At 63.8% G+C, this 12,679-nt stretch carries 9 protein-coding genes; 6 read left to right on the top strand and 3 right to left on the bottom strand.

Translation table 11 applies throughout. The features are described 5' to 3' along the window. Positions 1–175 precede the first annotated feature (175 nt). Positions 176–2,839, bottom strand: coding sequence for a TonB-dependent receptor (locus tag ACVOLL_RS20000; RefSeq protein WP_481514484.1), 2,664 nt, complete (start codon positions 2,837–2,839; stop codon positions 176–178). A 93-nt stretch (positions 2,840–2,932) separates the two neighbouring features. Then, positions 2,933–3,952 carry a glucokinase family protein gene (locus ACVOLL_RS19995; protein ID WP_481514483.1) on the bottom strand — a complete coding sequence of 340 codons (1,020 nt, stop codon included), beginning with the start codon at positions 3,950–3,952 and terminating at the stop codon, positions 2,933–2,935. 369 nt (positions 3,953–4,321) lie between these two features. Here ACVOLL_RS19995 and ACVOLL_RS19990 point away from each other — a divergent pair, with 369 nt between their 5' ends. The 6 genes from ACVOLL_RS19990 to ACVOLL_RS19965 all read left to right on the top strand — a co-directional run bounded on the left by ACVOLL_RS19990 (position 4,322) and on the right by ACVOLL_RS19965 (position 11,106). After that, positions 4,322–5,611 carry a sugar MFS transporter gene (locus tag ACVOLL_RS19990; RefSeq protein ID WP_481514482.1) on the top strand — a complete coding sequence of 430 codons (1,290 nt, stop codon included), beginning with the start codon at positions 4,322–4,324 and terminating at the stop codon, positions 5,609–5,611. Between the two features lie 43 nt (positions 5,612–5,654). Continuing rightward, positions 5,655–6,731 (top strand): LacI family DNA-binding transcriptional regulator, encoded by a 1,077-nt coding sequence (locus ACVOLL_RS19985; protein ID WP_481514481.1) that lies wholly within the window; start codon positions 5,655–5,657, stop codon positions 6,729–6,731. A 6-nt stretch (positions 6,732–6,737) separates the two neighbouring features. Beyond that, positions 6,738–7,766 carry an SIS domain-containing protein gene (locus tag ACVOLL_RS19980; RefSeq protein WP_481514480.1) on the top strand — a complete coding sequence of 343 codons (1,029 nt, stop codon included), beginning with the start codon at positions 6,738–6,740 and terminating at the stop codon, positions 7,764–7,766. After that, positions 7,766–8,908, top strand: coding sequence for an N-acetylglucosamine-6-phosphate deacetylase (nagA, locus tag ACVOLL_RS19975; protein WP_481514479.1), 1,143 nt, complete (start codon positions 7,766–7,768; stop codon positions 8,906–8,908). Before ACVOLL_RS19980 ends, nagA begins: the two co-directional genes overlap by 1 nt. Positions 8,909–8,916: 8 nt before the next feature. Continuing rightward, complete coding sequence (locus ACVOLL_RS19970) at positions 8,917–9,984, top strand: acyltransferase family protein (RefSeq protein ID WP_481514478.1); 1,068 nt, start codon at positions 8,917–8,919, stop codon at positions 9,982–9,984. 306 nt (positions 9,985–10,290) lie between these two features. Further along, entirely contained in the window at positions 10,291–11,106 is an 816-nt protein-coding gene (locus ACVOLL_RS19965) for a hypothetical protein (RefSeq protein WP_481514477.1), read from the top strand. A gap of 194 nt (positions 11,107–11,300) precedes the next feature. Here the strand turns inward: ACVOLL_RS19965 and ACVOLL_RS19960 are convergent, their stop codons facing one another. After that, positions 11,301–12,536, bottom strand: coding sequence for a multifunctional CCA addition/repair protein (locus tag ACVOLL_RS19960; RefSeq protein WP_481514476.1), 1,236 nt, complete (start codon positions 12,534–12,536; stop codon positions 11,301–11,303). Between the last annotated feature and the right edge of the window lie 143 nt (positions 12,537–12,679).

Here is a 12,679-nt window from a genome sequence, read left to right as displayed (position 1 = left end):
ATGCTCGGCAGAGGCGTTGTCGGTAGAGCTCCTGCCGAGCATGGCTCGGCACTACATGGAGCAGAGGCAATGCCGAGCATGGCTCGGCACTACCGGGAAGCAAAAAAAAACCGGGCCCGGAATGATCCAGGCCCGGCGGGTCACGCTAACCGGCGATGTTGCTTGCCGGGATGGATCAGAACTTGAAGCGCAGGTTGGCCATGTAGCGGCGGCCGGTGAAGTACTCCGCGGCCAGTGCTTCTTCCTGTGCGACGTACTGGCGGTACTTCTCGTTGAGCAGGTTCATCGCATCCAGCGACAGGCTCAGGTTGTCGGTGAAGTTCCAGCCCAGGCTCGCGCTCAGGTCGGCATATGCGGCGGTGGTGGCAGCCGGTGCGCCGGCGACATAACCAACACCTTCGTACTTGCTGCGCCAGTTGTAGTTGACACGGGCGCTGAACTGCTCGTTTTCAAAGTACGGGCTGACGCTGACGGTGCTGCGCGACAGGTAAGGCATGTTGTTGCCGGCATCGGTATTGCCGGTTGCGTAGGTGTAGTTGGCGATCAAGCCCAGGCCGGTGTCACCGAAGGCCTGCTGGTAGTTGACGTTGAAGCCACGGACGCTGGCACCACCGGCATTGCGCGGACGGGTGACGCTGTAGTCGCAGAAACCGTCGGCGGTACAGCCGTGCGAGCCAACCGTGGTCAACCAGGTGGTCGGGTTGCTGTCACGCATCGAGTTGTAGCGACGCTCGTTGCCCGGCGTCTGCAGCACGTAGTTCTGGGTCTGCTTCAGGAACACCGAGCCTGCCAGGATCGACTGCGGAGCGAAGTACCACTCGGCCGACAGGTTGAAGTTGTAGGCCTTGTACGGGTCCAGATCCGGGTTGCCGCCCGAGCCGGTCATCATGGTGTCGTTGAGGAACAGGTTGTTCGACATCAGGTTGTACGGTGCCCAGGCGATGACCTTGGCAGCCGAAGCGCGCAGCACCACGTCGCCACCATTGTCATAGACCAGGTTGAGCGAGGGCAGCATGTTGCTCTTCTTGCTCTTGCTGGTCTGCCACCACTCGGCCGGCGCCGGCAGCACCGGCACGTTGTCGCCGTAGACATAGGCGCTGCTGTCGGTCTTGGTCTGAACCCAGCGTACGCCGACGTTACCGCGCAGGGCGCCGGTGGAGAAATTCAGCTGCGTGTAGGCGGCAGTGGTCTTCTGTTCCAGTTCCCAGGTGTTGTTCAACAGGCTGGAGGCGTCGGAACGGGAGTAGTTGACCGGGCTGCCGTGGACCCAGCTGACCACGTTGCCCTTGCCGACCTGCGGGTGGTGGCTGGTGTTGCCGTACACGCCGCCCATGCTGCCGAGCAGATTGGTGTTGCCGATGGTGCCGACGTCAGCCAGGGTGCCGGTACGCACGCCGCCGTACACGCCAAGGCCGTAGTTCTCCGTGTGCTCGGTGCGACGCACGCCAACCAGCAACTGGTTGAAGATGCCGTCGAAGTTCTTGCTGAAATCCAGCTGCGCGTACTTGTCCTTGGCTTCGGAACTGAACACGCCGTTGTTGCCGAAGATGTTGCCCCAGTTGGCCGGATCGTAATACGCGGCCTGGTCGTCGGCCTGGAAGCCCTTGCGGTAGTCCCAGCTGTAGGCACCGCTGTAGACCGGCTCGATCAGGTACTGGCTGATGTTCGGGTTCTCTGACTTGCTGGTGCCGATCTTGCCGCCCAGCTTCCAGCCATCACCGCGGTACTGCAGGTCCAGGTCCACGCCCTTGGTGGTTACTTCGGAGAAGCGCACCTGGTTGTCGTAGATGATGCCGGTGCCACTGCCAGGGTTGGCGTTGGTGTGGCCGCCGGTGACGAAGCCGCCCGGGCCGGTCGGATTGAAGTAATCGACGGCCTGCATGGACGAGTTGTTCTGCGTCATGAAGTTGTACATCGACTGGTTGTAGCTGTCGAAGTTCTCCTTGATGTACAGGCCGCTCAGGGTGCCTTCGAACTGATCGTTGGGCTTGAACTGCAGGTTCACCAGGGCGCTGTCGCGCTTGCGCTCCTGCTGGAAGTAGGCAACGTTGATTTCCTGCGCGACCTTGTCGGTCGGGCGCAGCTCGCCCTTGGCAATCTGCGCGGCAACGTTCGGGTTGACTGCGGCGAAGTCGGCAACGGTGCTGTAACCGAAGATTTCGATGCCCTGGCGATCGACCTTTTCTTCGTGGCGCTGGGCGGCAACGTTTACACCCCAGGTGGAGTCGTCATTCTTCCAGCTGTAGAGCACCGAGACGTTCGGTGCGCCCTTCTTGGCCTGGTCGTTGTAGCTGTAGCCGACCGAGCCGCTGACCGAATTGGCATCCATGTCCAGCGGCTTGCGCGAATGCATCATCACGGTGCCGCCGAGGCTGCCTTCCGGCAGGCGGGCTTCGGAGGACTTGATGATTTCCAGGCGGCCCAGCACTTCCGGGGCCAGCATGGTGTAGTCGAAACCGCGGTTCGGCGACTCGCCGTACAGCCAGATGGCCTGGGCAACCGGGTGACCATCGATGAAGCTCAGGTTGAGGCTCGGGTCGGTGCCGTCGATGCTGACGCGCTCGCCCTGGCCGAAGCGGCGGTCGATGGTGACGCCCGGGATCAGCGCCATGGCTTCGGCGGCGTTGGTGTTCGGGAACTTGCCGATGTCTTCAGCGGTGATCGACTCGGACACGGTGTCGTTGTTGCGCTTGCTGTCCAGCGACTTTTCAAGGCTGGCGCGGATACCGGTGACGGTCACGGTGTCCAGGTCGGTGGCGCTCTTGGAGGCTTCCTGCGCGTGTGCGCTGAAGGCGAGGCAGCTGACGATGGCTGCCGAAAGCATTGTCTTGCGATGCATGTTGTCTCTCCTCAACATCAAGATTGATTGGCACTGCGTGCCGCGTTACTACAGGGTCCTGCTGGTGGATCTGTTGCTTATGCTGCTGAAGGCTTACGTGGCCGACTTTTCCAGATACCAACTGGCGGCGCCGATGACGCCCAGTTGCCCGTGCTCTACCAGTTTCACGGGAATGCTTTGCAGCGCCTTGCGCATCGGCCCCTTGTTGAGGAAGCGTTCGACGAAGGTGCTGTTCAAAAGAAATTGGCTGATCTTCGGCAGGATGCCGCCGGCCAGATAGACGCCGCCCTGCACGCCGTAGAGCAGGGCCATGTCACCGATGGTCGAGCCGAGGATTCCGCAGAACAGCTGCAGGGTTTCCACGGCCAGCGGGTCGCTGCCATCACAGGCGGCGGCGCTGACGGCATCGGGGGTGGTGTGCACCGGTGCGACACCGCGCACCGCGCACAGCGCGTTGTACAGATTGAGCAGGCCGGGGCCAGACAGCGCCTGTTCGATGGACACATGCGGACGGTCCTGCAGCATCTGCTGCAACACAGCCATTTCCAGTTCGGTGGTCGCAGCCAACGAGGCCTGGCCAGCTTCGGTGGCCAGGACCACCGAGCGGTTGCCGACCGGGATCCACACCGCGGCGCCCAGGCCGGTGCCCGGGCCGATCACCAGGGTCGGGCCACGCTCGGCTTCGGCCGGGCCGGTCAACTGCAGCACCTGGCTGGCGTTGATGTGACCGGCGGCGTGCGCGACGGCTTCGAAATCATTGACCAGATGTACGCCGGCAAAGCCCAGGTCATCGCGGATGCGGGTGGATGACAGCGGCCACGGCAGGTTGGCCGAGATCACCGTGCCGTCCGGTAGCGCGTAGCCGGCGGTGGCGATCACGCAGTGCTCGACCGGCGGATTGTGGCTGGCGAAGTCGGACAGGATCGCGCTGAGGCTGGGGTAGTCCGCGCACCGGTACTTGCGATAGGACAGTACGTCGATAGACGGGTCGTTTGCTGCCGCTGCCCGGATCAGGCCGACGCGGACGTGCGTGCCACCCACGTCGGCGGCGAAGAAGGGCCGGGAGGCGGGGTCAAGGCGGGTGGTCTGCAGTGGGGGGACGACAGCTGTCACTCGGTTTCCCTATGGCGAGGCGGAGCGCCCGGAAGGGCACCATTGGGGGGCGAGTCTGTAATCGTTCTGACAACGATGTCAACGAATAATTGAAACTTTCGATGCTGCGCCGCAGCGTGTCTGCGCAAACCTTACGGTGCCTGCATTTGTTGCATCCGATAGCGTGTAGGCGCTGAACTTGCAGGGTTTTACGGCGAAAGCCTGATCCTTCCGGGCTTGCCGGGCATTCCTGATGATTCATCGGAATTGCCCGGCGTGGTCGCGTTGTTGACAAACTTGTCCGCAGCAAACCATATATGTGACAACGTTGTTCCCACGTAATCGCCCGACGGCCTCGATCCGTCTCCCGCATCCGCAGGAGCTTTGCCCATGTCTGCTGTTCCCGTCTCGACGCCGCGTACCAGCATGGCGTCGTCCATTGCCATCGTCGGCGTGCTGTTTTTCATCATCGGCTTCTGTACCTGGATCAACGGTCCGTTGATCACGTTCGTCAAGCTGGCCTTTGACGTAAACGAGGTGTCTGCGTTCCTGGTACTGATGGTGTTCTACCTGTCGTACTTCTTCCTGGCGCTGCCGGCCTCGTGGATCCTCGGCCGCACCGGCATGAAGAAGGGCCTGGCCTTGAGCCTGGCGGTGATGGCGGTCGGCGCGATGGCGTTCGGCGAGTTCGCCACCCAGCGCTGGTTCGGCGGCGCGCTCGCCGGTCTGTTCGTGATCGGCGGCGGCATGGCCTTGTTGCAGACCGCAGTCAATCCCTATATCAGCATCCTCGGGCCGATCGAAGGCGCCGCGCAGCGCATTGCGCTGATGGGCATCTGCAACAAGATTGCCGGCATCCTCGCGCCGGTGGTGATCGGTACCTTCGTGCTGCACGGCATCGGCGACCTGGAAAGCCAGGTACAGGCGGCCGACGCCGCGACCAAGGCCGATCTGCTCAATACCTTCGCCGCCAAGATCCACACACCCTATATGGTGATTGCCGGTGTGCTGCTGCTGGTTGCAGTCGGCGTGCTGTTCTCGCCGCTGCCGGAAGTGCAGCCGGACCAGGCCAATGCCGTGGCCAACGACGGCAAGGCCGCCAAGCGCAGCATCTTCCAGTTCCCGCACCTGTGGCTGGGCGTGATGTGTCTGTTCGTCTACGTCGGCGTGGAAGTGATGGCCGGTGACGCCATCGGTACCTACGGCAATGCCTTCGGCCTGCCGCTGGACCAGACCAAGCTGTTCACCTCCTACACCCTGTTCGCGATGCTGGTGGGCTACGTGATCGGCCTGTTGGTCATCCCGCGCTTCATCTCGCAGGAAAAGTACCTGGCGGTGTCGGCGGTGCTGGGCGTGGTCTTCACCCTGGGCGCGTACTTCACCCACGGCTATGTGTCGGTGGGCTTCGTTGCCGCGCTGGGCTTTGCCAACGCCATGATGTGGCCGGCGATCTTCCCGCTGGCGATCCGCGGCCTGGGCCGTTTCACCCAGATTGGTTCGGCCCTGCTGGTGATGGGTATTGCCGGTGGCGCGATCATTCCGCAGGCCTTTGCCCTGCTCAAGCATGCGTACCCGGAACACTTCCAGCTGGTGTTCGCCGCGCTGATGATCCCCTGCTACCTCTACATCCTGTACTTCGGCACCGTAGGTCATAACGCGGGCAAGGCACGTGGCGCCTGAATCAAGCATCATGGCGGCAATCGAGCCAACGCGGGAACCGGTAATGCGTAGACCCACCATCAAGGATGTCGCCGAGCGTGCCAAGGTCTCATTGAAGACCGTCTCGCGGGTGATCAACAACGAGCCTTCGGTGATGCAGGCCACCCGCGCGCGCGTCCTGCGCGCGGTGGCCGAGCTGGACTATGAGCCCGATCCGTCCGCGCGCAACCTGCGCAGCAACACCACCTTTGTCATCGGGCTGGTGTACGACAACCCCAATCCGTACCACATCATCGGGGTGCAGAACGGCGTGTTGTCGGCCTGCCGCGAGACTGGCTTCGGCCTGCAGATCCATCCCTGCGATTCGACCTCGCCGATGCTGGCCGAGGAATTGGCCGATTGGGTACAGCGTTCGCGTCTGGCCGGGCTGGTGCTGACCGCACCGATGTCCGAGCGCCCGGAACTGGTGTCCGCGCTCAATGCGCGCGGCATCAAGACCGTACGCATCATCGCCGCTACCGAAGACCCGGGCGATGGCCCCTGCGTGTTCGTCGATGACCGCGATGCCGCCTACGAGATCACCGAGCACCTGATCCAACTCGGCCACCAGCGCATCGGCTTCCTGTGGGGCGGCACCTCGCACCGTTCCAGCGGCGAGCGCTACGCCGGCTACGAAGCGGCGCTGAAGGATTACGGCATCCCATTGGACAAGCACCTGGTGATCCCGGGCGACTACACCTTTGACGATGGCTTCCGTGGTGCACGCCGCCTGCTCGCGCTGCGTGAACCGCCTACCGCCATCTTCGGCTCCAACGACGAAATCGCCGCTGGCGTGCTGGCTGCGGCCAATTCGGCCGGCCTGAACGTGCCTTACGACCTGTCCATTGCCGGCTTCGAGGACAGCCCGTTCTCGCGGCAGTCATGGCCGGCACTGACCACCGCCAAGCAGGCCACCGGCGACATCGCCCGCCATGCTGCGCGCTTGTTGATCAGCCAGCTGCGTACCGATGCCTACGAAGACAGCCCGGCACAGCTGCAGAACCAGGGCTTCGTACCGCAGTTGGTGGTACGTGGTTCCACCGCACCGCTGCGCCAGCAGCCGTCGCGACCTCCTTCATCTCCCCCCGACCTATCCGAGTAACGATCCATGGCACTGCCGAGTGAAACCGAAACCCTGATGTTCAACGAGGCCGCGGAAAGCGCCTCTGTCATCGCCGCCCAGTTCGCACGTAACCGCGACGTGGTGCAGGCCCTGGCCGCCGACCTGCGCCAGAACCCGCCACCGTTCGTTGTTACCTGCGCACGCGGCAGTTCCGATCACGCGGCAACCTATGCCAAGTATCTGTTCGAAACCCAGCTCGGCCTGGTCACCGCCTCGGCCTCGCCGTCGGTGGGCTCGGTCTATGAAGCGCCGCTGCAGCTGCGTGGCGCGTTGTACATCGTGATCTCGCAGTCGGGCAAGAGTCCCGATCTGCTGCGCAATGCCGAGGCTGCCAAGGCCGCCGGAGCGCGCGTGGTGGCGTTGGTCAATGTCGAGGATTCACCGCTGGCATTGCTGGCCGAAACGGTCATTCCGCTGGGCGCCGGCGTCGAGCGCAGTGTCGCCGCGACCAAGAGCTATCTGGCGTCGCTGGCTGCAATCCTGCAGTTGGGCGCGTACTGGAAGAACGATCCGGAATTGATCGCCGCACTGGATGCATTGCCGGCCGCGATGTCCGAGGCATGGGCATGCGACTGGACAGCGGTGACCGACGGTCTGGTCGATGCGCACAATCTGTTCGTGCTCGGCCGCGGCCCCGGCCTGGCTGCAGCGCAGGAAGCCGCGCTGAAGTTCAAGGAAACCTGCGGCCTGCACGCCGAAGGCTATAGCTCGGCCGAAGTGAAGCACGGCCCGATGGCGCTGGTCGGCCGCGACTTCCCGGTACTTGCCTTTGCTCAGCCCGACGAAACCGGCGCCGGCACCCGTGCCGTGGCCGAAGAGTTCGCTGCACGCGGCGCGCAGGTGTGGCTGACCGGTGAGGGCGGCAACCTGCCGACCGCTGCTGCTCCGCATCCGCTGTGCGCACCGCTGCTCACCATCCAGAGCTTCTACCGCGCGATCAACGCACTGGCGCTGCGCCGTGGCAACAACCCGGACCTGCCGCCGCACCTCAACAAGGTGACGGAAACGGTCTGATGAAAACCGCGCTGCGCAATGGCCGGGTACTTGCCGGCGAGAACTTCCGTGACGATGTCGCGGTGTTGACCGAAGACGGCCGCATCACTGCGGTCGTCGCCAGCGATGACCCGGCGGTTGCCGCGGCCGATGCGCAGGTGGACCTGGGCGGCGGCTGGCTGCTGCCCGGTTTCATCGACGCCCAGGTCAATGGCGGCGGCGGTGCGCTGTTCAACAACCAGACCGACGTCGATGCGCTGCGCACGATGGTGGCCGGGCATCGCCGCTACGGCACCACCGGCATGCTGCCGACCCTGATCAGCGACGATGCCGAGGTGATGGCGCGTGCGGTGCAGGCCACCCGCGAGGCGATTGCGGCCAAGGTGCCGGGCGTGCTCGGGATCCATCTGGAAGGCCCGTATATCGCACCGGCGCGCAAGGGCACGCACGATGCAGGCAAGTTCCGCGTGCCGGATGCCGATGAAGTACGCATGGCGACGGCGCTGGACAATGGCGTCACCCTGATCACATTGGCACCCGAGCGCGTACCGCTGGAGACGATCCAGCAGATGGTCGCCAACGGCGCCATCGTTGCTGCCGGTCATACCGCCGGTACCTACGACGAAATCCGCGCCGGGCTTGATTCAGGCATCACCGGTTTCACCCACCTGTACAACGCGATGTCGCCGTTGCAGGGGCGTGATCCCGGCGCGGTCGGCGCGGCGTTGGAAGATGCCGACAGCTGGTGCGGGGTGATCGTCGATGGGGTACACGTGCATCCGGCCAGCCTGCGCGTGGCGTTGGCGGCCAAGCCGCGCGGCAAGGTGTTCCTGGTCACCGATGCAATGCCAATGGTGGGCTCGGACAACCCGGCGTTCGAGCTGTATGGCGAGACCATCACCGCCGTTGATGGCGTGGTCCGCAATGCCGCTGGTGCCTTGGCTGGTTCGGCCTTGGACATGATCACTGCGGTACGCAATACCGTTGGTTTGTTGGGTCTCTCGCTGGCCGAGGCTTCGCGCATGGCATCGACGTATCCGGCGCAGTTCCTGGGTCTGGATGATCGTTACGGGCAGATTGCGGTTGGCTACCAGGCCGATTTCGTCCTGCTGGATACCGATCTGCAGGTACGGGGCACCTGGATTGCCGGTCAGCGCGATTGACTTCAGGCATGAATAAAGCCATCCGTTATGCCTCGGTGGATGCCCTGCGTGGCATCACCGTGGCGGCCATGCTGCTGGTCAACAACCCCGGCAGCTGGAGCCACGTCTACGCGCCGCTGCGGCATTCGGAGTGGAATGGCTGCACGCCAACCGATCTGGTGTTTCCGTTCTTCCTGGTGATCGTCGGCGTGTCCATTGCGCTGGGCGTGGTACCGCGGGTGGAGCAGGGCGCTGATCGCAGTGCGTTGGCACGCACGGTATTGATCCGCGCCGGCCGCATTCTCGGTTTGGGCCTGCTGCTGCATTTTCTTGCCTGGTGGTGGCTGGACCTGGCGCACTACCGGCCATGGGGTGTGCTGCAACGCATTGGCTTGTGTTTCGCCGCAGCTGGCATGGCGGCGATCTGGTTGAAGCCGCGGCTGCAGTGGTTGTGCATCGGCGTGTTGTTGACCGGCTACGCTGCGCTATTGGTGGCAGGTGGCTCGTTGGAGCCCTGGCTCAACCTGAGCAGCCGTGTGGATACGGCGTTGTTCGGGGCGCTGCTGTATCAGTACGATCCGGTTGCCGGTCATGGCCATGATCCGGAAGGCATGGTGTCCACGCTGGGTGCACTGGCTTCGACCCTGCTGGGTCTGCGTGCCGGTGCTTTGCTGCGACAACGTCCATGGCGATTGCTGCCAGGGGCTGTGTTGCTGTTGGTTGCCGGCGGCCTGTGGGCGCAGTGGCTGCCCTTGAACAAGAATCTGTGGACCTCGTCGTACGTGTTGTGGACTGGCGGCTGGGCGTTCGCCGGACTATGGCTGGCGCACATCCTGATCGATTGCCGGCAGTGGCCGCCACTGGGGCGTCGCTTCGGTGTCAACGCGATCACCGCGTATGCGGGCTCTTCGGCGATGGTGCTGGCGATGATGGCCACCGGTAGCTGGAACTGGCTGTGGGAACACCTGTTCAACCGCTGGTTGACCCCGCTGGGCGGCGCGCAGTTTGCTTCGCTGGTGATGGCGTTGAGCTTCGTCGCCCTGTGGTGGTTGCCGATGGCGTGGATGGACCGGCGTAGGATCTATCTGAAAATCTGAGGCGGCTGGTTGTAGGAGCGGCGTAAGCCGCGAAGCTGGTGATACATCGCCAACCGCAGCAGCTGCAATTGCACAATCGAACGGTGCCTTTTGCATCGTTGGCTTCGCGGCTTACGCCGCTCCTACAACATCCAAAGGCCGTTGCGGGCTTGCCCGCTGCAGGTAATCGCTGACTATCTTACGCCTGCACATGCCTTTTTTCAGGTGCATCGGCCGTGTGGGAACCGGCATAATTCATGCTTGGCACGTTGCCAAACCGCCCGGAACATGGCGGGGTAAATCTGTTGAAAGCATGAAAGGGATGACATGAAGCACTATCCAGCAATGATGGGCGTGGCGCTGTTGGCATTGGCCATGACCAATGCGCACGCCAAGAAGCCTGAAGCGGCGCCCGGTTTCAATTACGAGTTCAGCGTTGGCGCGGGTGCCAAAGGGCGGCAGACAGGCGATGCGGAACTGCGCGTGGTCAGGCGCGAACACACCGGGCGTGCCATTGGCCTGCAGATTGCGGCAGGCCTGCTGGGTGGTGGCGCGATGGGCTTCGGCAAGAATCAGCTGCATGGCGAGCGGATGAAGGAGATCCCAAACCCGGGCAAGGATGTCCTGCAGGACGCGCTGCGTGCGCAGGTGCAGCAGTGGCAGGCGGACAATCCGCAGCGGGTGATCGACCAGCCGCTTATCGTCGACCTGCAAGGCAGTGATTGGGTACTGATGTACCAGGAGCTTGACCAGACAGACACGCCGTACGAGCTGCGCTACAGCACGCGTATCGCTTTGAGGTCACCATCGCGGGGTTTCGTGAAGGGGTCGGAATGGTACGGAAACTTCACCTGCACGCCAACGCCGGTTGTGCAGACCTATCCCACGTGGGCGGATGACGATTTCGCAGGTGTTCGCGACGTCCGCGCGCGCTACGTCGCCGACTGCGCACAGCAGTTCGCCCGGTTGCTGCCGCAATGGATGCAGGTTGTCGGTGGTGGTGACACAAGTCAGGCCGCGGCGCAGGTCGCGACGGAAACCCCTGCGCAGAGCGTGCAGCCGCCGGCTGCTGCCGTTGAGCAGGAAGAAGAAGCAACGGCGCAGACAGCGGATGAAGCAGCGAGCCAGCTGCAGCCGTGCTGATCCCACGATCGGCAGTGGGCGGCGGTGTTGGCTGCAGCCCTTGGCTATTCGCCCGGCCTGAAGTGCAATGCTTCAGGCCGAGCGGCTTCTGACGGGTTCAGCGGGTCCACCGCCTGTTGCCCTTCGGTTGGTGGAAGTCGTTGGCCTGGGAAGTGCACGTATACGCATCGCATGAACACGATTTGATTGCCGTGTCAGGACGCAACGTGTTGACGGGCCTTGTTGATCGCAACGATGCGCGCCTTCTTCAGGGCCTCGCCAATGGCGGGACCCTGCAGGCCTTCGGTGGCGATATCGCGCGCGTTGATGGCCAGCGCAGCGGCATGCAGGCGTTGCAGGGTTGCCCGCTGCGGGTAGTCGCTATCTTCAAATCCGAGCCGGCCGCGTTTGTCGCATTCGCAGACCAGGGCCATCTGTGCGATGCGTTCGGGGCGACGGAAACCGTCGCATCGCTGGATCAGCTCGAGCACGGTGGCGTCGCGCAACTCGTCGATGCGATGCACGTTGAGGTGTTCGCGGCAGACCGCTTCTGCCAACTGGCGATGGTCGAGCGGAATCTTCAGGCGCTCGCAGAGTTGGGCCAGCGGCTTCAGGCCGCGCTGCTCATGCATGATGTGGCGCGGCAGTTCGTCGGTCGGAGTCAATGCCTTGCCCAGATCATGGGTGAGGGCGGCGAAGCCGATCAGGTCGTCGCCAGGGGCCAGCTGTGCGGCCATGTCGCTGACCATTTCCTGATGCACGCCGGTATCCACTTCCGGGTGGAACTCGGCGCGTTGCGGTACGCCGTACAGCGCGTCCACCTCTGGCAGGATCACCGCCAACGCGCCGGTGTCGTGCAGGCAGCGCAGGAAGGCGGAGGGTTGTTTCATGGTCAGGCTGCGACGCAGTTCCTGCCAGATGCGTTCCGGCACCAAAGCATCGAGTTCACCGCTGGCGGCCATATCGCGCATCAATGCGGCGGTTTCCGGTGCCAGGGTAAAACCGAGTGGGGCGAAGCGGGCCATGAAGCGAGCCGCACGCAGTACCCGCAGCGGGTCTTCGACGAAGGCCGGGCCGACATGGCGCAGCACACGTTGTTCGATGTCGCGAACGCCGCCCCAGGGATCGACCAGCTCACCGGTTTCCTCATCGCGGGCGATGGCATTGATGGTGAAGTCGCGGCGCTGCAGATCCTCTTCCAGCGACACCGACGGATCGGCATCGACCACAAAGCCGCGATAACCGCGGCCGGATTTGCGCTCGGTGCGCGCCAGTGCGTATTCCTCACCGGTGAGCGGATGCAGGAATACCGGGAAATCCTTGCCCACGGCCTTGAAGCCGTCCGCTTCCATCTGCGCTTGCGTGGCACCGACCACCACCCAGTCACGGTCACCGGCCTGCAGGCCGAGCAGGGAATCGCGGACAGCGCCGCCGACGAGATAAGTCTTCATGCAGCCATGATAAGTCGGATGGCCGGTTGCGCATGTAGTGGGGGGGGCCGGGGGGGGGGGGGGGGTTGGGGGGCGGGAGACGCCGGGGGAGGGGGGGGCGGACGCGTTTATCGGGTGGTGGGGGGTGGGGAGGGCGTGGGGGG

This window comes from Stenotrophomonas sp. STEN035, from assembly GCF_056759935.1.
Note: the sequence above shows the minus strand (reverse complement) of the source record. Positions and strands in the feature narration are given on the sequence as shown.

Excerpts from the sequence above, each read along its gene's own strand:
- ACVOLL_RS19990 (WP_481514482.1), top strand. The coding sequence starts at position 4,322 with ATGTCTGCTGTTCCCGTCTCGACGCCGCGTACCAGCATGGCGTCGTCC.
- ACVOLL_RS19980 (WP_481514480.1), top strand. The coding sequence starts at position 6,738 with ATGGCACTGCCGAGTGAAACCGAAACCCTGATGTTCAACGAGGCCGCG.
- nagA (WP_481514479.1), top strand. The coding sequence starts at position 7,766 with ATGAAAACCGCGCTGCGCAATGGCCGGGTACTTGCCGGCGAGAACTTC.
- ACVOLL_RS19965 (WP_481514477.1), top strand. The coding sequence starts at position 10,291 with ATGAAGCACTATCCAGCAATGATGGGCGTGGCGCTGTTGGCATTGGCC.
- ACVOLL_RS20000 (WP_481514484.1), bottom strand. The coding sequence starts at position 2,839 with ATGCATCGCAAGACAATGCTTTCGGCAGCCATCGTCAGCTGCCTCGCC.
- ACVOLL_RS19970 (WP_481514478.1), top strand. The coding sequence starts at position 8,917 with ATGAATAAAGCCATCCGTTATGCCTCGGTGGATGCCCTGCGTGGCATC.
- ACVOLL_RS19960 (WP_481514476.1), bottom strand. The coding sequence starts at position 12,536 with ATGAAGACTTATCTCGTCGGCGGCGCTGTCCGCGATTCCCTGCTCGGC.
- ACVOLL_RS19985 (WP_481514481.1), top strand. The coding sequence starts at position 5,655 with ATGCGTAGACCCACCATCAAGGATGTCGCCGAGCGTGCCAAGGTCTCA.